Genomic DNA, 23699 nt, shown 5'->3' with positions numbered 1-23699 from the left:
GCTGCATACGTATTCACAGCTATATTCAGACCCTGTTAACCCAAGAATTAAACTGCTAAGCATGTTACTAGCCAAGGCACTTATTTTGGTTTTAAACTACTTAAAAATACGGTGTGACTTGGCAGTTGCTCTACCGTTGAATTTATTAGTGTTTTTAAAGTTAAGAATAAATCTGTTAGCTGTTCACTGCTTAACGAATCAACAATACTGTTATAGTCATCAGGTATTAGGCCTTGACCTATCATGACTTGTTGCCACGCCACTTCGGCAAATAACTCATCGTTTTCGCGCACTACTTTGCCCGTTTGTTTAAATAAATCCATTTTATACGCTAACGATTGCGGAATTTCCATTTGCTTACATTGACGCCAAAATGGAGTATCTTCCCGCTCAGTTAGCTTATAGTGCAAAATAATGAAGTCACGAATATGCTCGATTTCGGTGATGCTTTGCTTATTAAATTCTGTTACTAACGCATCACTAACCCCATGGTGAGGAAATAACTTAATTAAACGCGTCACAGCACTTTGTATTAGGTGAATACTGGTTGATTCAAGTGGCTCTAAAAACCCACTCGATAAGCCAATGGCAACGACGTTTTTATGCCACTGTTTTAAACGACGACCCGTTTTAAACTTAATTAATCGGGGTTCAGTAATAGGCTCTGCAGGAAGATTATTGAGTAATAATTGTTTTGCATCGTCATCAGATATATAGCGGCTACAATATACTAAGCCATTCCCCATTCTGTGCTGTAATGGAATTTGCCACTGCCAACCGGCACTGTGCGCAATTGAACGTGTATAAGGTTTTAATTCATCATTTGATGCTGTTTGTACTGCAATGGCGCTATCGCAGGGTAAGTAGTGCGACCAATCTACAAACCCAGTATTGAGTGTTTGCTCAATCAATAAGGCACGCAAGCCCGTACAATCTAAAAATAAATCGCCACTGATACTGCTGCCATCATCAAGGGTTAGGCTCTGAATATTGCCACTGGTTGGGCACTGCATGACCTCATTAATTTTAGCATCTAGATGTTTTACCCCCCGCTCTGTGGCTAAGTGCTTTAAAAACTCAGCATACAAACTGGCGTCAAAATGATACGCGTAGCTTAATCCTGGCAACGACGTGTTAGAAATGGTATTCAGTGGAGCAAATTTGTTGTTTTTCGCAGCCTGATAATTTAATGAAAAATCCCAAAAATCATCTTTGTTGCCTTGCGTTTGGCCTTTAAGCCAAAAATTATAAAAGTCACAAAAAGGGAAGTTTTTACCCAAAGTGCCAAACGCATGCATATAACTGTGTGCTGAGCTTTTCCAGTTTTCAAACTCAATACCAAGCTTAATCGTCGCGTTAGTGGCATTTATAAAGTGTTGTTCATTGATACCCAATGCATTATTTAGCTGCATTATAGGGGGTATAGTGGCTTCCCCTACGCCCACTGTGCCAATGTGAGTTGATTCTATTAGGGTAATATTAATTACTTTACCTAATACTTTATTTAACAGTGCAGCGGCTATCCATCCAGCTGTACCACCGCCTGCAATGACGACGTGTTTTATTGGCTTCATATTATTGCTCACTTTTTTAAATCAGAATTTAAAAAGTTTGATAAAACTTAGGTAAGGTAGTTATAAAAAAGCCCTTGTAAAACTAATTACAAGGGCTAATAACTTAACTAAATTTCAGTTAAAGCTTGTAGCTAAATCCAAGAATAAAGTTACGCCCATAATCTTGGTAATCACGCACTTGTAAAGCATTATCACCACTTAGTGTTGTGAATGGTTCTTCAGTGATATTTTGTACTTGGAATGTCACATTTAAGCCATCTAAGCTCTCAACACCTGCTTCGCCAAAATCGTAACCAACTTGTACGTCCCAAATTGTTTCACCTAAGATATTCACTTGCTGAGTTTCATAACCTGCGTTGTAAATATCACCTTTAAAGTCGCTACGCTTACGCATACTAGTACGTGCTTGGAAGCCATAGTTTTCATAATAAAAAGTTATGCTTTCAATTTTATCCGACAAACCAGGTAATTCGTATTCATTACCGTTTTGATCTTCAATATCTTGTTCAATTCCTGTATGGCTGGCAATTAAACCAAAACCTTCTAATGAATCACTAAAAATATTAAACGGTAGAGCAAGAGACAATTCATAGCCCCAAAGATCTCCACCACCGCCATTCACTTTACCTGATCCAGTACCGGTACTATTCTCTGGTATCTCACCCGTTGAAGGGTTAGCAACTCCTGACATATCAACTTCGTATACACCATCAAATATCCATTGGCTTAAGTCTTTATAAAATACAGCCGCTGAGAAGTATCCTTCTGCACTAAAGTAGTTTTCATAAGTAAAATCAAAACCCGTTGCTTCTTTTGGTTCAAGTGTAGGATTACCACCAGATACTGACCAATAGTTGCCATTCTCATCAGGACGCTCAGAATTGTAGCTCGCATTAACAGAAGCATTCATTTCATCTAGGCGGGCTCGTGAGATAGTTTTAGCGGCACCAAAACGCACAGTTTGATTTTCATCTAGCGCTAAAGATAAATTAAGACTAGGTAAAACATGACTATAATCGTGTGACACATTGTTAGGAACGGCGTCAACTAGACCAGTCACGTCATTCGGCACAGCCGCAAAACCTTGCGAAGATTGCTCAGTTCTAACATAGCGAACACCAAAGTTACCTGTTAATGGTAGTTCACCTACTTCAGCATTAATATCAGCTTGAACAAAAAAAGCCGTAACTTTTTCTTGAACTGTGTACGACTGCGTAGTGTGTTTTATATCCGTTAAACTTTCTTGAATTGAGTCATAATATCCATCGTCAACTAGTGCACGGGTATCATAGGCAATCATATCCCCCATACCGATAAAGCCTAAGCTAGCTGTTCCGAGGCGATATTGATCTGGAACGACAAGCGTACCAGGATTATCTAATGAGAAATCGCTTAATGTTAAGTAATACCCTTCAGACTTTTTACTCTTCTCGCGGTCGCGATATGACATACCAAAACTTACTTTGCTTAAGTAATCGTTTTCTAATAGCTTGCTTGCTGCTAGTTTTAAAGTATGTAGTTCATCATTAACTTCAGGTGCATTAATAAAGCCATCTTGTGCGGTGTTTTGATAAGCCGTATCATTTAAGCCGTACTTATTATTTAGCGCTGAGCTGGTTCCCCATGACAAAGGACCACCTAACTGAATTAAAGCATAATCACTATAATCTAACTCGTGGCTAAATTTGGCGCCGGTATTGCCGCCATCAAGTGAGTAACCAATGTTGTCAGCAATACCGTTTGCATCGCCACGGCCTGTGCCAGAATAACTTTGTAAGCTCCAGTCCTTACGCTCAACTTCAGATAAGCTCGCATCAAACTCTACCGACCATGAATCGTCAATGTCATATTTAGTATTAAATCCAAATTGCGTTAATTCAGCATCACGTTCTTCAACATCATTGCGAACTACAACGCGTTGACCTTGCGTTGTTGCACTGGTGATAAAGCCAGACTGTTCATCTACAGTAACACTATTCGGGTCGATGCTACCTTGACCCCAGGCGAAAGGTACTTCAATACCACGTAAGATTTTTTCATCGTTAAAATCTACATATAACGCATCAAACGTCATGTTTAGACGATCATTTGGTGCAGCTTCCACTACTAGCATCGCTGAATCACGTTCAAGTGTTGATGAACGTACGAATGGTTTAGCGCCGCCTAAGATTGAATAATTCTGTCCATCAACGTCGAATTCAGGGTATCCCCAAGAATTCCAGCGTTTTTCTTGATTTGGTGAGCTCATTGTGTTGTAAGCAAATGCAACACCTATAGTGTCATCTGCAAACTGATCAATGTATGAAACCGTGCCACGAAAGCCTTTATCATCACCATCAGGGTTTAGCTTATCAAAACCTGACTGCTCTAACTGACCATTAAACATGATCACGCGCTCGCCTTTACTTAAAGGCTTTACCGTTTGCATGTCGATTACACCGGCAATACCTTCTGCTTCAATGCTAGCACTTGGTGTTTTATAAACGGTTACGCCGCTCATTATTTCTGATGGGTAAAGGTCAAACTCAACACCACGGTTGTCACCAATCGATACTTGCTCACGACCATTAAATGTGGTTGCGCTTTCGTTTTCGCTAAAACCACGAACACTTACACGACTAGCACGGCCATCAAGACGCTGGGCTGTTAAACCAGGTAAGCGTGCAATTGACTCAGCAATAGATGTATCTGGAAGTTTACCAATGTCTTCTGCAGAAATTGACTCAACCACCTGTGTTGAAAAACGCTTAGTATTAATTGATTCAACAACACTACCGCGAAAACCTTTTACTTCGATGATTTCTACATCATCATTTTTTATTGTTTCTTCTTGTGCCGCAGTGGTGGCAAAGCTTGATAGTCCGGCAGCAGTTAATGCTAGCGTTAGTATACTTGGTTTGAACATAGCCATAATGTTTTCCCGTTACCCATAATGTGATACCCGCTTACTTGCTTAAGTGATAGTTAAGCCTGCGAGCTTATTTTGTTGTCAGGATGAATATTAACGCTCGTATTATTTTATTAACAACTTTATGCATACGTATTCAAAGTTACACCACACGCATTAAGTTAACATTAAATTTACACACTATTTTATAAGTGACTGTTTTATTATGAGTTATTTTAGTGCAATTAGCATTTATAGCTTTAATGATAGTCATTATTTATTTTTTGATAAAATAAGTGTGTCAGTAAACATAAATAAAGTGACACGACGCTATTTTATTTTCTAATTTATTATTATGGAGAACATTTATTTATGTACAATTGGTAAGACCAATATTAATAATCACCAATTTAGTGCACCCCCTTATTTTTAAGCACCTAAATAACGCAAACAATAAATTAACAATTTAACAAACCAAATTGGTAAAGAGATATTCAATAAACCGGCGTTAAAATCGATGAAATAAGCGATTGATTTAACCTCTTTTAATGGCCTTAAAACGGTGCATACGTATGCAGACTTTTTACAGTATGACGGGCTTCAAGTATGCTTTTTCAAATAAACGAGGATTAACACCTCTAAAAAAGAACAACACAAAGACAGTGTGAAAACGGAGAAAGGCATGGCCCAAAAGCAATGGTATAAAGGTGCGGTTATTTATCAGGTTTATCCGCGTAGCTTTCAAGATAGCAACAACGATGGCATTGGTGACTTAAAAGGGATAATTAATCGCATTGATTACATTAAAAGCTTAGGGGTGGATGCTATCTGGATCTCACCTTTCTTTAAATCACCTATGAAAGATTTTGGTTATGATATTAGCGACTATCGCGATATCGACCCCCTTTTTGGTAACTTAGATGATTTTGATGAGCTCATTGCGCAAGCACATCAACGCGATATTAAAATTATTATAGACCAAGTGCTTAGTCACACCTCAGATCAACACCAATGGTTTATTGATAGCCGTGAAGATTTAACCAACGATAAAGCTGATTGGTATGTATGGGCCGATGCTAAAGAAGACGGAACAGCACCAAACAACTGGTTATCAATTTTTGGTGGCGGTGCATGGCAATGGGAGCCGCGTCGTGGACAATACTACTTACATAACTTTTTCACGGAACAGCCAGATCTTAACTTTCATAACCCTGATGTTCGCCAAGCTGTATTAGATAATGTTGAGTTTTGGCTTAAAAAAGGCGTTGATGGTTTTAGGTTAGATGCAATTAACTTTTGCTACCATGACGCACAGCTTCGTGATAACCCTGCAAAACCAAAAGAAAAGCGTCAGGGCCGTGGTTTTAGTGAAGATAATCCGTATGCTTTTCAGTATCACTACTACAACAACACACAGCCAGAAAACATTGAGTTTATGCGTGATATTCGCACCTTGCTCAATAAATACCCAGGAACCGTGTCACTAGGTGAAATTTCATCTGAAGATTCATTAGCCACCATGGCAGAATACACCCAAGGCGGCGATAAACTGCACATGGGTTACAGCTTTGAGCTACTAACTGATGACTACTCGAGTGAATATATAAGAAACACCGTTACTACACTTGAACAACGTATGACTGAAGGCTGGCCTTGCTGGGCATTTAGTAACCATGACGTAGAGCGCGTTGCAAGTCGTTGGAGCGAAACGGGTGAAGTAAACCCTGCGCAATGTAAGATGTTAACCGCCCTATTGGCCTCGTTACGTGGTAGCGTGTGTATGTATCAAGGTGAAGAACTCGGGCTAGGTGAAGCCAGTGTTGCGTTTGAAGATTTACAAGACCCATACGGCATTACGTTTTGGCCAAACTTTAAAGGCCGTGATGGTTGTCGTACCCCAATGCCTTGGGAAAACCTTGATAGCTCACATGCCAATGCTCACAATGCGGGCTTTAGTGAAGTAAAACCGTGGTTACCTGTTGATCAACAACATAGACTGCAAGCAGTTGCTGAACAAGAGAATGATTCAAACTCAATATTAAATGCGTACCGTGAATTTATGGCATGGCGTAAAAACCAGCCGGTATTACTTGAAGGTGATATTGAGTTTTTACAAACCAAAGAGCCAATCTTAGCGTTTTACCGTACTCTAAACGATGAAAAAATGTTGTGTGTATTCAATTTGAGTGCTTCACAAGCAAAACTTACTATTAATGCAAGTGTTGAAAATGAACATAGCGACCTTTCTCATCACAACGCAAAGCTTGATAATGAAACACTGACAGTTGAGCCATTTGGTTGTTATTACGCCCACTGCAGTTAATATTTATATTATTATAAAAAACCCGAGCACTGCTCGGGTTTTTTTAGCATTTTTAATGGCTAATTGTTTTACTATTTAAGTAATCAGTAAATGCAAACAGTACACCCGACACAACAAAGGTAACGTGTATGAGCACTTTCCAGAGTAATTCATCACTTGAATGAGATGCAGAGCTTATAAACACCTTTAGTAGCTCAACGGCTGAAATGGCGACTATTGCACTAATCAGTTTCATTTTTAAACCAGAAAACCCTACTTTTCCCATCCATACGGGACGGTCCTCATGATTTTCTATATTAAGCTTAGAGACAAAGTTTTCGTAGCCACTGAATATAATAATTAATAAAAGTCCAGCTAACAAAGCGGTATCAACCAAAGTTAATATACCCACCAACAACTCTTGATTACTGGCAGTAAACGTTGCGATCCCCATCAAATACAGCTGTTTAAAAAATTTTATTAGTAATAAAACCACAGCAAATAGTAAACCGACAAAAAATGGGGCTAATAACCAGCGTCCTTTGAATATAAACGACTCAAGAGCATGCTCTACTTTATGAACAGGTTGTATTTTTTTATTTATATTATTTGTATCTGGCTCTGACATAAGAACACCTAAAAATTAAAACGCGACATTAGCCTAAATTTAGCTGTAACACAATTAGTTAAGGTTAAACACTTTTACGCGATACGCTCATCTTGACGATAAAAATATTTCGTTTCCCTTTATTTTATATTCGATTAAAAATCAATATACCAACAGAGATGTTCTGGCTTGGTTACACTTGTTTTATGTAGGCATTGTATGAATGCATAACTCGATTGTTACTCCATTTTTAGGAATAAGAAAATGAATAAAGCATTACTCGCGTTAATCGTTGCACCATTTTTCGTTTTATCTGCTGCTAATGCAGTGGCAAACGATGCTACAGACGCTTCAGCTGAGACGATTCAAGAATTCACAGAAATGTGTGTTAGTTGGGCTAAAGAAGACGACGTAAGCAATGAAGAGCTTTATAACTATGTTTTAAAGTGTGTGAATGATGAACTAACATCTGAAGGCTATAACAAAGTCACTGCTGTTAAAATTTAATGAATAATTGAGTGAATTGAACCTAAATTGGTTACATTTTTTAATCCTGTAAAGTAAAAAAACAGATTAGAAATGCCATTGCGATAGGTTTGATTTGACAAAAAAAACCGGAACTGTCCAGGCTGTGCATTCCGGTTTTTTATTACTTAAAGCGGTGAATAATTAATTATTCATCGTCTTTTTTTACTTTTGCTTTCGCTTTACTTTTAGCAGGCGCTTTTTTAGCGGCGGCTTTCTTTTTAGGCGCGGCTTTTTTCTTTGCCTCTTCTACCCATTTACCACCTTCGTAGTGTGCCGTCCAACCAGTTGCTTTGCCATCAACCTCAGTCATTACATACTGTGATTTATTCTTACGACTGTAACGCACAATAGCAAGATTACCATCAGGATCTTTAGCTGGTGCATCAGCTAAGTAGTAAAACTTAGGCGAAATACGATCTCTAAAACGCTGTAACTCTTCTACTTTGGGGGCGCGTGTTTCTCGTGATTTAGGGAACGTATTTGCTGCTAAGAAAATACCTGCAGCACCATCACGTAATACAAAATAGGCTTCAGACTTTTCACATTCTAATTCAGGAATATGAACGGGATCTTCTTTTGGTGGAGCGGCTTCGCCATTTTTTAATAACTTACGGGTATTTTTACACTCGTCATTGTTACAGCCAAAATACTTACCAAATCGACCTGATTTTAATTCCATATCAGCGCCACATTTATCACATTCAATAATAGGGCCGTCGTAACCTTTAATTTTAAACGTACCCTCTTCAACCACATGCCCATGACACGCTGGGTTATTACCACACACGTGTAGTTTACGGGTTTCATCGATAAGGTATGAATCCATCGCTGTTTCACAAATTGGACAGCGCTTCATTTGCATTAATGTTTCTGTTTCAACGTCTTCAACATCAGCTGCAACCGCTTCATCACCCGACACTAAGTTCATAGTGGTAGTACAGCGCTCTTTAGGTGGCAGGTTATAACCAGTACATCCTAAGAATACGCCCGTTGAAGCAGTACGAATACCCATTTTTCTGCCACACGTTGGGCAGTCAATGTCGGTTTCTACCATTTGATTAAGACGCATACCGCCTTCATCGGGTTCACCTTTGGCAATATTCAATTGCGTTGAAAAATCAGCGTAAAATTTATCGAGAACTTGCGTCCAAACACGCTCACCTTCGGCGATATCATCTAAACGGCCTTCCATTTTAGCGGTAAAATCGAAGTTCATTAAATCGGTAAAGTTTTCAACAAGGCGATCGGTGACAATCTCCCCCATTTTTTCAGCGAAAAAGCGACGATTTTCTACTCGTACATAACCACGGTCTTGTATCGTTGATATAATAGAGGCATACGTAGATGGACGACCAATCCCACGTTTCTCGAGCTCTTTAACTAAGCTTGCTTCACTAAAACGAGCCGGTGGCTTAGTAAAGTGCTGCTTAGGATCAAGCTCAACTAACGTGAGCACCTCGCCATGCTTAACAGCAGGCAGCGATTGATCTTCTTCATTCTTTTTACGTACTGCCGGTTGCACTTTAGTCCAACCATCAAAACGTAAAACACGTCCTTTTGCTTTCAATGTAAAATCGTTGGCAGCGACCGTTAAGGTGGTTAAATCGTACTCAGCTGGCACCATTTGACAGGCCACAAACTGACGCCAAATAAGCTCATAAAGCTTTTTCGCATCGGCATCCACACCTTCAACATGCCCAGAAAGCACTGATACGCTAGAAGGACGAATCGCTTCGTGCGCCTCTTGTGCATTACCTTTAGAGCTATAGTTAATCGGATCAGCAGGTAAATACTTGGCACCAAACTCATTGGTTACGTATTCGCGACACATTTCAACCGCATCTTTCGATAAGTTAGTTGAATCGGTACGCATATAAGTAATATAACCCCCCTCGTATAAACGCTGGGCAAGCATCATGGTCTTTTTAACGCCATAACCTAATCGGGTACTTGCTGCTTGTTGCATTGTTGAAGTAATAAATGGCGCACTTGGACGGCTCTTACTTGGTTTCTCTTCAACGCTGACAACTTTATATTCGGCATTCTCAAGGCTTTTAACTGCTGCACTAGCCTGAGCTTCATTTACTGGCTTAAATGGCTTGTCTGCTTGTTTAGTGACTTCTAAACGTAGGTCAGACTCGCTATTTTTAACATCGGCATGAATATCCCAAAATTCTTCAGGAATAAATGCTTTAATTTCACGTTCGCGTTCAACTAATAAACGCACTGCAACAGATTGAACTCGACCCGCTGATAAACCACGCGCTACTTTAGCCCACAATAGGGGCGATACCATAAAGCCAACAACACGGTCTAAGAAGCGACGGGTCTGCTGTGCATAAACCATGTCGGTGTTTAACTCACCTGGGGTTTCGAATGCTTGTTGTATTGCATTTTTAGTGATTTCGTTAAAAACAACACGCTTATATTTTTCTGGCTCGCCACCAATAATTTCTTGAAGGTGCCAAGCAATAGCTTCCCCTTCTCTATCCAAATCCGTTGCGAGATAGATTTGATCAGCATTTTGGGCAAGCTTTTGTAATTCTTGAACAACCTTTTCTTTACCCGGCAATATTTCGTAATGTGGCTCCCATCCTTTTTCAGGATCGATACCCATTCGCGCGACTAAGTTAGTATAGTCACGTTGCTGTTTATACGCTGCTTTCTCATCAGGTGGCATTTTACGCACCTCAGCAGGCGTTTTGCTTGCTGGTGCTTTGTTTTTGCCAGAACCTGAAGTAGGTAAATCTCGTACGTGTCCAATACTGGACTTAACGATAAAATCATTACCTAAGTATTTATTAATTGTTTTAGCCTTAGCAGGTGACTCTACAATTACTAGCGATTTGCCCATAGTTGCCTATTTCTAACCTAGTTTTTTAAATGTGTTTAGCCGACTCATGCGGCGCGAATATTTATAGGTATATCTACAAACACTAGTTCTTACAAGCTTTTAATACAAACTTTTCAGTATTTACTGAATAAACAAACAATTTCTGTTGTAAATTTAATCAAACCAGTGCTTTTTGAATAATTGATGTGGAATATATAGAATAGAAACAAAAATGCCAACCTTATTGGTTGGCATTTTCTATGCTTTATTAATTTTAAACCTTAGGCTCGTCTAAAATCGACATCACGGTATATTGAGTTTTCACTCCACCAGGGGTCACAAATTCGATGTATAAAAAGCCAGAATCAACATCATTTGGCTCAGCCTCTTTTGTAATATTTACTGAAACAGAGATAGGCACTTGTTGAGCAGTATTCACAACGGTGTAATCTGTTAACCCTCTTAACACACCATTGTCGGCAGTGACAGTAACTGTAGTACCTGCAGGCAATGGATTATTATGAATATCACTGAAGAAGATAGTCACTGAAATCGCGCTGTAAGGTGTGGAATTGCTAATATCAATAAGGTTTATGTCACACATACCCGCCATATCGGAAGCTTCTAAGCGAATACCATCACTTAAACTACAGTCATCTAAAGCCGTTACAGCTCTAATGTAAGGTGTACTTCCAGACATCACTAACTCTGAACGATCGCGTACATTTACTGTTTCACGCGTACATGCATTTGCAGCAAGCGCCTCGTCACTACATAACAAGCCATTGTAAATGCCATCGCCGGAATCAAACTGACCATTATTTAGTGCACCAGAGCGCTCCACATACCACTCATCCTCACCGCCATTAGAATTTACAGGGTTCGCAGGTGCGGGTAAATTTCCGTCAAAAATACCGTTTTCATTAAAATCTATAAATGCTTCAGGTAAATCTTGTAATGTAGAATCAAACTCGTTTTGATTAAATTCACCGTTAGCAGATACATCATTAAATGATTCTTCACCCACTGAGTATGCTAGCAAGCTTACACGACCACCTAATGGATAATCTATTGGCGCATTACTTGGCGCATCCGCAAGTGATATCGGGTTACCACTACTATCAAGATAGGTAAGTAGATTGCCGTTTGTGTCTAGTTGTGACTCTCTGATACCTAATGTACAAGGTGCTGCTTGACCAAAAAAACGGTCACACTTATCAGCCACAGAGTTTTTATAAATGCTGTAATGATAAGGAATTGGGTTTTGGCTACGCCACTGCGCTTTACACACACCATCTATGGTGCGACAAAGTAATAAAGGTGTAAATTGTTGATCATCTATTGTGCCTACTGCACCACCTTCGCTGGCTATATAAATTGCCGTGTTATCAGGAACAAAATTATTAAAGTGATCGGCTGCAAATACAGTTAAGTCTGTTGTCACCCCGGCTTCATTTAATGACTCGGTATTAAATGTTTGCACTGCAAGCGTAAAACTGTCTTGATCTGGCACACCAGTGGTAATGGTTATGTCATTTGACACAATAGAAATCACATTATTTTGTGATGTATCGCCACTCACAACTTGATGTGATGCAATAACAGATAAAACTCCTGCGGCTCTTCCTGAGCGGACATTTACAGTTACTAAACCTTCGTTATTGGTAAACTGAAATGCACTGTCTAGCAACGCGCCGCCGGGGTTTTGCGAAAGAGCAAAATCAATCTGCTTTTGACCAACAGGGTTACCATTAATATCTAAAAGTTTAAAGGTAAGCTCTGAGTTTTCAGTGAGAGTCTGACCGCCAGCTCCTTTAATAGCTAACACTTGATTGGTCACACCCATAAACGCGATTGAACCCGTTTGAGCGGCAGCTACATTAATATTAATTGTTTTAGTGGCAACGTTGCCACCGGTAACCACGGTTGCTGTAATCGTATCTATACCATTACAACCATCCGCTTTATAAGTTGCGCTTGCCGTGCCGCCAATGCTAGTTACCACACTATCGATAGTGGCTCTAGGAGTAGATTCTTCTGCACATGCCGAGTTAAATTGTACTTCAAGTGGAGTGGTGAATAAGTTATTGCTGCTATCTACAATCTGAGCGGTAATAATAGTAGTAGAACCTGCAGACAACACATCACCAGTTGCAATACCCGCGCTTAAATTGACATTTACTTGAACAGCGTTAATTTCAAATAAAGCACTCGCAACGCCGCCCTGAGCGGTTAACTCAACTTGGCCAACACCTGAGCTGCTGCCAGGCAATAAATTCAAAATAGCAACACCAAACGCATCCGTTTTAGCCGTTAAGCTTTCAGGTAATAAAATACCTAGCGTTGTTGTAGCTTGAACAAGTACATTACTTGCTGGCGTATTACTGCCAGGTTTGGTGATTTTTGCGTATACAATAGCTTGTTGCCCGAGTAAATTACTATTTTGAGAACATTCAGATGGATCAAGCTCTATAGAATCTCTGTCTATATTTAACCAGCTATCAGGGCAGTTTTGTAAAATTTTAATGTCAATATTTGCGGTTGAGTCATTCGATTGAGGCTCATCACCTGCCGTGTAAAAGCCAAGTTTACTTGTGGCATCTTCGTAACTTGCAACAATGGTTCCTGCTCCTTCAACACTACCCGCGCTAAGCTCGATAGTTGCAACACCGCTGGAATTTGTTAAAGCGCTACCTGTAGCCGGTATAAAAGAACCCAGTGTTGTGGTAAAGCTTACCTCTTGACGCACAACAGGTTGACCATCACTTCCGGTTACCGTTGCAACCACCTCTAGCGGGTTATCAGCAGTAACAATTCTATCTTCAAAATCAAGTTCAACTTGAATTGCTTGTTCGACAACGTCTCCACCGGTGCCTCCAGTATCACCGCCAACGGTTCCACTTTCTTTTTCCAGTGAGCCACCACCGCCACAGGCTATGAGTAATGTGCTGAGCCATATAATGCTGAGCAAACGAGTTAAAGGCATAGGTTTCTCCGTTGCGCTATTACTAAGTTAAACTTATTTACTTAATGTTAACCTATAACTTAGTCTAAAATCTCAGTTTTTTACTCCTTTTTTTGATAAAAATTTTTAAAAAGTTGACGTTTTTTCTGTAAAAAAAATTACATGCTGTTAGTCTATGCCAAATTTATAAAAAATAGATTGGAAATATGTCTAAAATCCGTTCAATGAGTTTAACTACTCGCATCATGATTGGTATGGTGCTTGGTGTTGCAGTAGGCTTTATATTTCAGGCTATATTAGCTGGTGAAGACGATTACCTAATTCCTCTTGGGTTATTCTCTTTGCCAATTAAAGCCTTTTTTGTTGATGGCCTTTTCCATGTAGGTGGGCAAATATTTATAGCCAGTTTGAAAATGCTGGTTGTGCCTTTAGTATTTGTATCGCTGGTATGTGGTACCTGCAGTTTAAGCGATCCGAAGAAACTAGGCCGTTTAGGCGGTAAATCAATTGGTTTATACTTAGTTACAACGGCAATAGCGATTACAGTCGCGATTACCTTAGCGTTACTATTTAACCCAGGTGAAGGCATTGGGTTACCCTCTCAAGCAAGTTATGATGCCAAAGAAGCGCCTACTTTAGCTCGCGTAATTATTGATATGTTCCCTACCAACCCTTTTGAAGCAATGGCAAAGGGCAACATGTTACAAGTAATTGTGTTTGCTCTATTATTCGGTATTGCAATGGCACTTAGCGGAAAAGCAGGTAAACGTGTCGCTACTGTATTTGAAGACTTAAACACCGTTATCTTAAAACTGGTTACTTTGCTAATGAACATTGCCCCTTACGGCGTATTTTTCTTAATGGCTAAATTGTTCACTACCATTGAACTAAACTTAATTGTGAGTTTAGCTAAGTACTTTGGCGTGGTTGTATTAGCCTTATTACTACACGCATTTGTAAACTACACCCTACTGCTAAAAATACTCACGGGTCTAAACCCGCTCACTTTCTTGGCTAAAATGAAGCACACTTGTTTATTTGCTTTTAGTACCTCAAGTTCAAGCGCGACTATGCCTATTACACTTGAAACGGCAACTAAAAAGCTTGGCGCTAATAATTCGGTCGCTTCGTTTACTATTCCGCTTGGTGCAACCATTAACATGGATGGCACCGCAATTATGCAAGGTGTGGCTACGGTATTTATCGCTCAGGTATTTAGTGTTGACTTAACTATTTCTGATTACTTAATGGTGATACTAACTGCAACGCTTGCCTCTGTTGGTACGGCGGGTGTACCTGGTGTTGGTTTAATTATGCTAGCCATGGTACTTAACCAAGTTGGCTTACCTGTTGAGGGCATCGCCATTATTATTGGTGTAGACAGATTGCTTGATATGACCCGTACAGCAGTAAACGTAACGGGTGACTGTATGGTTACGTGTGTCGTCGCTAAAAGCGAAGGTGAACTAGATGAAAGTATCTTTAACGACCCAAATGCAGCAAAAGATTTAGAGGACTACCACAAATCTATTGATTAGTATTTCTGACAATAGTCATAAAAAAAGCCTTGCTACTTCGTTAAGTAACAAGGCTTTTTTGTTGGGTTTAAGTGATTAAATTATTAAGGGTTTAACGCCTTAAACTTTGACATTAAACTTACACCCGCTTTATTCACACCATGGCTCAAACCCATTGCCAGCTTGTCACTTAATCCTTTTTTAATCTTGTATTGCACTTTATAAATTTGATATTGCTGTTGTTGCTCTAACAACGCATCATCGCTGGTTTTAATAGTATCGACTAACCCTTTTTCAATTGCTTGGGTTGCAAACCAATGTTCACCCGTTGCCACTAAATCCATATTTAAACTTGGGCGCTGAGTGCTCACAAAAGTTTTAAACAATACATGAGTTTGCTCTATCTCTTCGCGGAACTTTTCACGGGCTTTATCGGTATTTTCACCAAATAAAGTTAACGTGCGTTTAAATTCACCCGCCGTAATTTGCTCAAACTCGACATCATTTTTCTTTAAAATTTTATTAAAATTTGGAATTTGTGCAATAACACCAATAGAGCCAACAATTGCAAACGGTGCTGCAATAATATGATCAGCCACACAAGCCATCATGTAACCACCACTGGCGGCGACTTTATCTATTGATACAGTCAACTCAATACCGGCTGACTTTAAACGTTGTAATTGTGATGCGGCTAAACCATAGCCATGTACCACGCCACCACCACTTTCAAGGCGAACTAACACTTTATCTTTTTTTGCATCCGCTATCGAAATTATCGCGGTCACTTCTTCGCGCAAGCTTTCTACTTCATGTGCGTCCATACTGCCTTTAAAGTCAATAACATAGAGTCGTGATTTAGGCGCTTCTTTGTCCGCTTTTTTTTGCTCTGCTTTTTGTTGTTTTTGATAGGCTTTTAACTCTTTTTTACCTAGCGTATTATTTAAAAAGCTTTCTTTTATATTGGTCAGCTGCTCTGATAGGTCATCAATTTCAATCTCACCTTTTTTCGCTTTTGGCTTAACAGCCGAGCTTACAATTAAGGTTAAAATCACAGCAATAGCAATAACAAAGGTAATGGTTTTTGCAAAAAATAAGCCGTACTCGTATAAAAATTCCAACTGTGTTCTCCGTTTATAAATTTCAGCCAATTTAGCATGCTTTAAAATAAAAAAAAGCCACTATACAGTGGCTTTTTAGACTTAATTGAGTGGTTGATTATTAATTAGTCACAATGTCAGTATCTGATACAGATAATAAACGTCCACGCGATGCTAGATAAGTTGCAATTTGCAATTGCATTTCTGCATTAGCTGCTGCGCTGCCCGCTGCTGTAGACGACTGTCTTTCATCTTGCGCCGGTGTCAATACCGAGCCATGATGACCTGTGTTAAATTTAACTAAATAGCTAGCGCCCATCTCTGTTGGTGCTTGAGTTGTACTCACTGTTTCTAACCCCATAAAGTTAGCTAGAGGTAGTGTACCTGCAATTGGATTGTTAGCAGTCATCGGCGGAATAACTTGGTCTGGCTTGTTACTATCAGTACCATCACCAACAACAACATTCATATACACAGGTGTTTCTAGTGCTTTAACCGTTGCTGCATAGTTAGTCGGGTCGCCACTATCCAATGCGGTTTGAGCTGCAAATACAAACTGCGTCATCACGCCCTTAATGTTAGCCAATTTATCAGCTTCTCCCGCCATCGTTAGCGATGCTGCAAATTCATTAAAGCCACAGCTTAAGAAGTCCTGCATGTCTGGTAACAAGGCGCCACAGTTTGATAACGCACCAGCATTTAAGAATGCATTAAACTCGTCAGCTTCAGCAGTTCCAGCTTGAGAAAGTACAGAGCCTTGAATAAATGGACCAAACGCGGCTGACTCTAATAAGAAGCTAGCAATACCGCCACCGCCGCTTGCCAATGCAACAGCATTAACTTTAAAGAGTGGGTCTACTTGATCAGCCAATGGGCTATTCGCTTGTGCAATAAATGCAGGCGCTACAATTGAGCCCAGTGAATGGCCAATATAAGATACATCTCTAGAATTGAGTGAACTATCACCACTGAAGTTTAAGCCTAAACGTAAACCAAGTAAGTCAGCACTTGACTGGCGTAAGCTGTCTCTAGCGACCAATAACGAGCTTAGGTTCATGTAACTAAGTACAGAGCCTGATGTTGCGTTAAAGTCATCTGTGCCATCAACATCAACATCTATTCCACGCTCGCCATGACGAGGATGGTCAATTGCAACCGTTGCAAAGCCTTGAAGTGAAAGCTGTGCTGTTAGTGTCAACATGCTTTCTTTTTGTGTGGTAATACCGTGTTGCATAATAACCACTGGCCAGCCATTTTCTGGCATAGCAGCAAAAGGCTCTAAACCTAAGCCTGCACGGTATGCATTCACAACCGGTAAAATAGGCTTAGTAATTTGTACTGGCACAGTCGCCATACTTTGCATTTTAGGAATAACGTTATACTTGGTTAAATGACGCGTGCTATCTAAACCTAAATCACGAAGCTGTCCATCACTTAACGCTGCACATGTTGCATCGTTAACACTAATAGGATCAGTTGGGAACGCTTCACCCGCTTGCGCTTTATAACCCATGATAGCCACTGCGTTATCACACATACCTTGCCAGTAAGTATCATTTAAATCACTGATTTCTTTACCCTTCGGCGTACCTAAATACATAGGTAACTGAATACTGCCCTTTTGGTACTGTGCTACTTGGAATACGTCAGGCACCGTTACACCTTGTATTGCAAACGCTTGTTGTACATTAGCCATAGGCTGTGTTGGAATTTGCAACGCAGGCGTTGGAATTGTTGGCTCTGTTAAGCTTGCTGCTAAAATCTTTTTGATTGTGCCAAGCACAGGACCTGCTGATTGCATTGTCATGGCAGCTGAGTAAATAATATCGTCTTTGGTGATATTTCCTGAGCTTACCACTACGTTTTCGTAGCTGTTAACAGCCCCTTGCAGCGCAAGTTGTGATGGCGTTACTAACGGCGCTTCTTGTTTAACAGTCGCATATGTTGATGATGGCTCAATTGAGCGACCTTCTGAATCTTTAAGCCCAGTCGTTAATACATTAATGTACGAGCTACCAGCCTTAAATGGCTTAAGTGGAATAATTGCAACCGCGTCTCCAGAGCCTTGTGTAACAAAATCAACACCAAAGGTTAATTCGCCCACTAATTTACATGCAGCACCGGCTGGTGCTTGTGAGCATTCGGCATCTGTTAGGCTTGCACCCATGATCACTTCAAAAATACGTACTGAGCCTGGTGAAGCTGCAGACGTTTCATCTAGGCTAATGCCCGGTGGAAACGTTAAATCTATTTTAAAAGGAACTTGCGTAGACCAGCCATCAAGTGCCCCTAGTGCAAGTTGCGGATCCGCATACGCAGCGCGAGGGATAGAAACATTTTCGTCATTTAGCTCACCAGGAATGTTTAATGTGCCATCGCGCGTACCGCTCATCAATAAATCATTAGGAACCGAAATTACACCATTTGCAGGGTCAAATTTTACCGTAGCTTTTGGAATAACTGTAACTGAATCGTTTTTAACATCTTCTAACGTTTCTCCGCCGCCACAGCCTGCTAATGCAGCTGCAACTGAGAGCGAGAGTAGCATTTTTTTCATAGTGTTCTCCGCACAAATCTTATTTTTATAGTGTGTTTATAGTCAGTGTAATTAAGTTAAAATAATGTAGCTAGTATATTAATGAGACATTAGACCAGTTAAACTTAACGTAAACTTTCTAGTTTCGCCACCTAAATTTGTAATAAATTCGATTACTTGTCGATTTGCTATGTTAAAATCAAAAAAAATTTAAACATTGGTACTTTTATGCATACCTATCAAGCAACTGAAAACGCACTTAAAGATAAAGTAATTTTGATAACAGGCGCAGGTGATGGTATCGGCCGTGTTGCAGCAATTACTTATGCTAAACATGGTGCAACCGTTATTTTATTAGGAAAAACAACTAATAAACTAGAATGTGTGTATGACGAAATCGTCAATGCAGGCTACCCACAGCCAGCGATTGTGCCTATGGACTTAAAAGGTGCAACTAAACAAAACTACCGCGACCTTGCTGCAACTATCGAGAGCCAATTTGGCCGCCTTGATGGACTATTAAATAACGCTGGTATTTTAGGTACTTTAGGGCCGTTGGAGCACTTTTGTTCATCAACATTCGAAAATGTAATGAAAGTAAACGTAACAGCACAAGCGATGATCACCAAAGCGTTGTTCCCTGTAATGCGTAAGTCAAAAAGTGCTTCAGTGGTATTTACCTCATCGGGTGTAGGTCGTAAAGGAAGAGAGTTTTGGGGACCTTACGCTATTTCTAAGTTTGCGGTAGAGGGTATGATGCAAACATGGGCGTGTGAAGTTGAAAAAACGCCAATCCGTGTTAACTGCATCAATCCAGGCGCAACACGTACATCAATGCGTGCAAGTGCATTCCCAGGTGAAGATCGTGATTTACTAGCAACACCTGAAGATTTAATGCCAACTTACCTGTATTTAATGAGTGATGACTCAAAAAATATCAATGGCCAATCGTTAGACGCACAAGCTAAAAAGTAATATTTAGTTTTAAACGTAAAAAAGCCGCTATAAAAAGCGGCTTTGTTGTTTTATGCTTTAATTACTTACGTTTAGTCGGTTTTACACGTTGATTGTGCTTTTTAACCGCCTTGCGAATTTGGTTTATTTTAGCGCGCTTGTCTTTACGCTTTTCAGGAATAACCGACAGCTTAGTTTGTGTTTCTTTGCCAAGCTTTACTGTTTTACGTAAATAGTTAACCGTATCTAAATCATACTCAATCCAGCCACCTTGCGGTACACGCTTATCAAGCTCTAATTTACCGTAACGAATACGAATAAGACGTGATACTTCCACATCTTGTGATTGCCATAAACGACGCACTTCACGGTTACGACCTTCGTTAAGCGTTACATTATACCAACGATTAATACCTTCACCGCCCATAGGCTTGATACCAGTGAACTTTGCGGGGCCATCTTCAAGTTCTACGCCACGCAGTAAGTTTTTCATTGTTTCGTCAGTGACTTCACCAAATACACGTGCTGAATATTCGCGTTCAACTTCATAGCTTGGGTGCATTAAGCGGTTTGCCAATTCACCGTCATTGGTAAACAGCATTAGGCCTGAGGTATTAACGTCTAATCGGCCTACTGCTATCCAGCGATCGCCATCAATACGAGGTAAGCGGTCAAAAACGGTTCTACGGCCTTCAGGGTCTTTACGCGTACTTAACTCACCCTCTGGTTTGTTATACATAATTACACGACAAATTCTGTCTGCTTTTTCTTCTATTTTAACGGTATGGCCGTCAACACGAATTAAATCGGTTTCTTCAACCCTGTCGCCTAACTTAGCTACTTTACCATTTACACTCACACGATTTGCATCAATGTATTTTTCCATTTCACGGCGTGAGCCTACGCCTGCACGGGCTAGGACTTTTTGTAACTTTTCACCTTGTATACTCATTCGGATGGTTCTCTCACAGAAGGATCACTTAATAACTGGGTAATTTTACTTTGCTGTTGCTCTGGCAATGCGGGTAAATCATGAAGTCCCGTTATCGAAAAATAATCTAAAAATTGTTTAGTCGTTGCATAAAGTGCCGGTTTACCTGGTACTTCTTTATGCCCAACTACTTTAATCCACTCTCTTTCAAGCAGAGTTTTAATAATATTTGAGCCAGTTGCTACACCCCGCACTTGCTCAATTTCACCACGGGTAATGGGTTGCTTGTATGCAATTAACGACAGGGTTTCGAGTAAAGCTCTCGAGTATTTAGGGGCACGTTCTTGCCATAAATTACTCAACCATGGGCTTAAACTACTGCACGCTTGAAAACGATAGCCACTGCCTACTTCAACTAAACGTATTCCACGCGTCTGATAGTGAACTTGAATGGCCTCTACAGCATCATTAATGCGCGCCATAGAAATTGCTAAGTCGTTTAAAACCGTGTCCTTAAGATGACGTTTTGATACGGGTTTGCCTGCCACAAAAATCGCCGCTTCAATGATTTCAATTAATTGTTCATCACTAATTCGCCGACCAACCATAATCACTCTAAAGTTAATAAAAACACACAGCCATCTATTATGACAGAACAACGGCAAACTAGGAAAACATATTAATAAAATAACATTTTATAGGTATAAAAAAGCCAGTGAAAAACACTGGCTTGGTATCAAGTGTATTTAATAATGTAATTTAGCTATTTTTAAATTGCTCAAGTGCATCGTCCTCTGCAACAGAATCACCATGCTTTTTGATATAGCTATTAAACTCTTTTTTACTTACTCGTTTATCTTTATTGCTGTCCATGTAACCAAAATGATTTGAAATATCATCATCGTCAGCTTCAGAAACTGAAATAAAACCGTTGCTATCATTATCTAAGCTTTTAAAGTCATTTTCTATTTTATCAAACTTCGCAATATCAGCCTTAAATGCAGACTCACTCACTTCACTATCTGTAGCAACTTTCCCAGCATTTAGCTGCATATAAGCATCATATTCATTACGGCTTATTTGGTTATCCATATTTGTATCTATATTTGAAAAGTGCTGCCAAATACTATCATCGTCGGCTTCTGTTTTAGAAATAAAGCCATCGCTGTCGTTATCTAAGCTTGCAAAATCACTGTCGATTTTTTCTAAACCTTGATTTGAAGAACAAGCGGCTAAACTCAATGCGGCTAAAACAGTAGAAGCTATCGTTAATTTTTTCATCAGACGTATCCTTGTATTAATAAATTTCAAATCTAGTAATACAAATACGATGCCAAAAAAAATAAACCATTAAAATCAAACAATTAACCAAGAACAACTTCTATTACGATATTTAATAATGCAATTTTTGCAAGCTACTCTGGTAATTTTTGCAAAAAAAAAGCTCGGTAAGAACCGAGCTATTTATATCTAATACGGTAATTTAGATTGCAGCGTTTTGGTAACGCTTAACAAAATCAGTAACGCTTTGGCCATTACACTTTAATGAATTTAAGTTACCAATTTGCTTACGTACTGGTTGTAAGCCTTGCTTTAATGCAGTCATACATAACTGTGTTTCTTGGTGTGAATCTTTTGCAAATACTTCTACTTTAGACACAACTGATTGAGTTGCTGCTTCTTTTTTTGCAATGTCACGGATGTCTTGACCGTTACATAGGATACTTTTTGAATAACGCGATAAATATACACCGTGCTTTGCTGCCATTTTACGAGCAGCCGAAAACCCCTCATTGGCGCTTACTACACATAAGTTAGATTCTAATTTGTTGTCTTGGCTGTAATACGTATTGCTTTGCGCAGTAGCAGTTACAGAAACAAAAAGAGAGGCGGCTAAAAGTAATTGAGTTTTCATCAGGTAGTCCTATTTGAACGAGTTAAACAAACGATTTTTGCGCATTATATAGACAACTTTTAACATATCAATTGAATATTTTATTTATTTTATTATTTAATATTGCATTTACAATGTTTAAACATTAAGCAAAAATTGATCAACATTTGTGCAGCTATTTTCTCGTTTCAGTCATGTTATGTCGCTCCAAATACTGATACAATTTAGCTAACAATGAAAATAAATTTGAAGGTAAACTTTATGAAAGTGATTTCTTTTAATATCAATGGCCTGCGTGCTCGCCTACATCAGTTACAAGCTATTATTGATAAACACCAGCCAGATATTATTGGTCTTCAAGAGATAAAAGTGCACGATGAAGCATTTCCGCTAGACGATGTACAAAAAATGGGTTACCACGTTTATTTTCATGGACAAAAAGCGCATTACGGTGTGGCAATGTTATGCAAAAAAGAGCCTAAGTCGGTATTAAAAGGCTTTTCCACCGACACAGATGAGTCGCAAAAGCGAATGATCGGCGTTACCGTAGAGCAAGAAAATGGCCGTGACCTGCATGTCATGAATGGCTACTTCCCGCAAGGCGATAATATCAACCACGAAACTAAATTCCCTTATAAACGTCAATTTTATCAAGACTTAATGACTCACCTAAATAGTCATTACACGCCTGATCAAGATGTAATTGTAATGGGCGATATTAATATCTCTCCAACCGATTTAGATATTGGTATTGGTGAGGTAAACGCAAAACGCTGGTTAAAAACCGGAAAATGTTCATTTCAACCCGTTGAGCGTGAATGGCTAGCAACGTTATTAAACTGGGGCTTTAAAGACACCTTTAGGGAGCAAAACCCAGAAACTAACGATCAATACTCATGGTTTGACTACCGCTCTAAGGGTTTTGTTGAAAATCGTGGACTAAGGATTGATGTGGTTCTGGCAACGCATGACTTAGCAGCTCGCTGTATCGACACCGGTATAGATTACGAATTACGTGCTATCGACAAGCCTTCAGATCATGCGCCTATTTGGTCTGAGTTTAATTAACGA

General features: G+C 39.6%; 16 protein-coding genes. 5 read left to right on the top strand and 11 right to left on the bottom strand.

Annotated features, from left to right (window positions below; translation table 11 throughout):
* Window positions 1-80 precede the first annotated feature (80 nt).
* Together ABZP26_RS07465 and ABZP26_RS07460 are read right to left on the bottom strand one after the other, a co-directional pair.
* Window positions 81-1574: a tryptophan halogenase family protein gene (locus ABZP26_RS07465; RefSeq protein ID WP_368485558.1), complete on the bottom strand. Its 1494-nt coding sequence runs from the start codon at window positions 1572-1574 to the stop codon at window positions 81-83.
* 118 nt (window positions 1575-1692) lie between these two features.
* Window positions 1693-4485 (bottom strand): TonB-dependent receptor, encoded by a 2793-nt coding sequence (locus ABZP26_RS07460; protein WP_016899528.1) that lies wholly within the window; start codon window positions 4483-4485, stop codon window positions 1693-1695.
* A gap of 658 nt (window positions 4486-5143) precedes the next feature.
* On the opposite strand from ABZP26_RS07460, the gene ABZP26_RS07455 reads away from it, so the two are divergent.
* Window positions 5144-6784, top strand: a complete 1641-nt coding sequence (locus ABZP26_RS07455) for an alpha-glucosidase family protein (RefSeq protein ID WP_016899530.1) — start codon at window positions 5144-5146, stop codon at window positions 6782-6784.
* A 52-nt stretch (window positions 6785-6836) separates the two neighbouring features.
* Here ABZP26_RS07455 and ABZP26_RS07450 read toward each other — a convergent pair whose 3' ends face one another.
* A complete protein-coding gene (locus ABZP26_RS07450; RefSeq protein WP_016899531.1) occupies window positions 6837-7391 on the bottom strand; it encodes a TIGR00645 family protein in 555 nt (184 codons plus the stop codon).
* Between the two features lie 243 nt (window positions 7392-7634).
* Between ABZP26_RS07450 and ABZP26_RS07445 the strand changes: the two genes are divergently transcribed.
* The gene (locus tag ABZP26_RS07445) at window positions 7635-7877 is read left to right on the top strand and encodes a hypothetical protein (protein WP_016899532.1); all 243 of its coding nucleotides are present in this window, start codon (window positions 7635-7637) and stop codon (window positions 7875-7877) included.
* A 166-nt stretch (window positions 7878-8043) separates the two neighbouring features.
* Here the strand turns inward: ABZP26_RS07445 and topA are convergent, their stop codons facing one another.
* Together topA and ABZP26_RS07435 are read right to left on the bottom strand one after the other, a co-directional pair.
* Complete coding sequence (gene topA / locus ABZP26_RS07440) at window positions 8044-10752, bottom strand: type I DNA topoisomerase (RefSeq protein ID WP_138686560.1); 2709 nt, start codon at window positions 10750-10752, stop codon at window positions 8044-8046.
* A gap of 253 nt (window positions 10753-11005) precedes the next feature.
* A complete protein-coding gene (locus ABZP26_RS07435) occupies window positions 11006-13717 on the bottom strand; it encodes an Ig-like domain-containing protein (RefSeq protein ID WP_138764082.1) in 2712 nt (903 codons plus the stop codon).
* 185 nt (window positions 13718-13902) lie between these two features.
* On the opposite strand from ABZP26_RS07435, the gene ABZP26_RS07430 reads away from it, so the two are divergent.
* Window positions 13903-15234 (top strand): dicarboxylate/amino acid:cation symporter, encoded by a 1332-nt coding sequence (locus ABZP26_RS07430; RefSeq protein WP_013464802.1) that lies wholly within the window; start codon window positions 13903-13905, stop codon window positions 15232-15234.
* A gap of 83 nt (window positions 15235-15317) precedes the next feature.
* Here ABZP26_RS07430 and sohB read toward each other — a convergent pair whose 3' ends face one another.
* Together sohB and ABZP26_RS07420 are read right to left on the bottom strand one after the other, a co-directional pair.
* On the bottom strand, window positions 15318-16334 hold the full coding sequence (sohB, locus tag ABZP26_RS07425; RefSeq protein WP_036956513.1) for a protease SohB: 1017 nt from the start codon (window positions 16332-16334) through the stop codon (window positions 15318-15320).
* 100 nt (window positions 16335-16434) lie between these two features.
* On the bottom strand, window positions 16435-18870 hold the full coding sequence (locus tag ABZP26_RS07420; protein ID WP_368485557.1) for a VolA/Pla-1 family phospholipase: 2436 nt from the start codon (window positions 18868-18870) through the stop codon (window positions 16435-16437).
* Between the two features lie 207 nt (window positions 18871-19077).
* Here ABZP26_RS07420 and ABZP26_RS07415 point away from each other — a divergent pair, with 207 nt between their 5' ends.
* Entirely contained in the window at window positions 19078-19824 is a 747-nt protein-coding gene (locus ABZP26_RS07415; RefSeq protein WP_028835839.1) for a YciK family oxidoreductase, read from the top strand.
* A 61-nt stretch (window positions 19825-19885) separates the two neighbouring features.
* Here ABZP26_RS07415 and rluB read toward each other — a convergent pair whose 3' ends face one another.
* From rluB to ABZP26_RS07395, 4 genes are all read right to left on the bottom strand, one after another.
* The gene (gene rluB, locus ABZP26_RS07410; RefSeq protein WP_008110001.1) at window positions 19886-20755 is read right to left on the bottom strand and encodes a 23S rRNA pseudouridine(2605) synthase RluB; all 870 of its coding nucleotides are present in this window, start codon (window positions 20753-20755) and stop codon (window positions 19886-19888) included.
* Entirely contained in the window at window positions 20752-21342 is a 591-nt protein-coding gene (scpB, locus tag ABZP26_RS07405; protein ID WP_013464798.1) for an SMC-Scp complex subunit ScpB, read from the bottom strand. The genes rluB and scpB overlap by 4 nt, the downstream gene beginning before the upstream one ends.
* A gap of 151 nt (window positions 21343-21493) precedes the next feature.
* Complete coding sequence (locus tag ABZP26_RS07400) at window positions 21494-22015, bottom strand: EF-hand domain-containing protein (protein ID WP_028835840.1); 522 nt, start codon at window positions 22013-22015, stop codon at window positions 21494-21496.
* Between the two features lie 202 nt (window positions 22016-22217).
* Window positions 22218-22649 carry a hypothetical protein gene (locus ABZP26_RS07395; protein WP_013464796.1) on the bottom strand — a complete coding sequence of 144 codons (432 nt, stop codon included), beginning with the start codon at window positions 22647-22649 and terminating at the stop codon, window positions 22218-22220.
* A gap of 240 nt (window positions 22650-22889) precedes the next feature.
* Here ABZP26_RS07395 and xthA point away from each other — a divergent pair, with 240 nt between their 5' ends.
* Window positions 22890-23696, top strand: coding sequence for an exodeoxyribonuclease III (gene xthA, locus ABZP26_RS07390; RefSeq protein ID WP_368485556.1), 807 nt, complete (start codon window positions 22890-22892; stop codon window positions 23694-23696).
* Window positions 23697-23699: the final 3 nt, after the last annotated feature.

Source organism: Pseudoalteromonas sp. SD03, assembly GCF_040937955.1.
Classification (GTDB): domain Bacteria; phylum Pseudomonadota; class Gammaproteobacteria; order Enterobacterales; family Alteromonadaceae; genus Pseudoalteromonas; species Pseudoalteromonas tetraodonis.
The sequence above is the reverse complement of the archived record's forward strand: the minus strand, read 5'-3'. Positions and strand labels throughout refer to the sequence as shown.

Excerpts from the sequence above, each read along its gene's own strand:
- ABZP26_RS07465 (WP_368485558.1), bottom strand. The coding sequence starts at position 1,574 with ATGAAGCCAATAAAACACGTCGTCATTGCAGGCGGTGGTACAGCTGGA.
- ABZP26_RS07460 (WP_016899528.1), bottom strand. The coding sequence starts at position 4,485 with ATGGCTATGTTCAAACCAAGTATACTAACGCTAGCATTAACTGCTGCC.
- ABZP26_RS07455 (WP_016899530.1), top strand. The coding sequence starts at position 5,144 with ATGGCCCAAAAGCAATGGTATAAAGGTGCGGTTATTTATCAGGTTTAT.
- ABZP26_RS07450 (WP_016899531.1), bottom strand. The coding sequence starts at position 7,391 with ATGTCAGAGCCAGATACAAATAATATAAATAAAAAAATACAACCTGTT.
- ABZP26_RS07445 (WP_016899532.1), top strand. The coding sequence starts at position 7,635 with ATGAATAAAGCATTACTCGCGTTAATCGTTGCACCATTTTTCGTTTTA.
- topA (WP_138686560.1), bottom strand. The coding sequence starts at position 10,752 with ATGGGCAAATCGCTAGTAATTGTAGAGTCACCTGCTAAGGCTAAAACA.
- ABZP26_RS07435 (WP_138764082.1), bottom strand. The coding sequence starts at position 13,717 with ATGCCTTTAACTCGTTTGCTCAGCATTATATGGCTCAGCACATTACTC.
- ABZP26_RS07430 (WP_013464802.1), top strand. The coding sequence starts at position 13,903 with ATGTCTAAAATCCGTTCAATGAGTTTAACTACTCGCATCATGATTGGT.
- ABZP26_RS07420 (WP_368485557.1), bottom strand. The coding sequence starts at position 18,870 with ATGAAAAAAATGCTACTCTCGCTCTCAGTTGCAGCTGCATTAGCAGGC.
- ABZP26_RS07415 (WP_028835839.1), top strand. The coding sequence starts at position 19,078 with ATGCATACCTATCAAGCAACTGAAAACGCACTTAAAGATAAAGTAATT.
- rluB (WP_008110001.1), bottom strand. The coding sequence starts at position 20,755 with ATGAGTATACAAGGTGAAAAGTTACAAAAAGTCCTAGCCCGTGCAGGC.
- scpB (WP_013464798.1), bottom strand. The coding sequence starts at position 21,342 with ATGGTTGGTCGGCGAATTAGTGATGAACAATTAATTGAAATCATTGAA.
- ABZP26_RS07400 (WP_028835840.1), bottom strand. The coding sequence starts at position 22,015 with ATGAAAAAATTAACGATAGCTTCTACTGTTTTAGCCGCATTGAGTTTA.
- ABZP26_RS07395 (WP_013464796.1), bottom strand. The coding sequence starts at position 22,649 with ATGAAAACTCAATTACTTTTAGCCGCCTCTCTTTTTGTTTCTGTAACT.
- xthA (WP_368485556.1), top strand. The coding sequence starts at position 22,890 with ATGAAAGTGATTTCTTTTAATATCAATGGCCTGCGTGCTCGCCTACAT.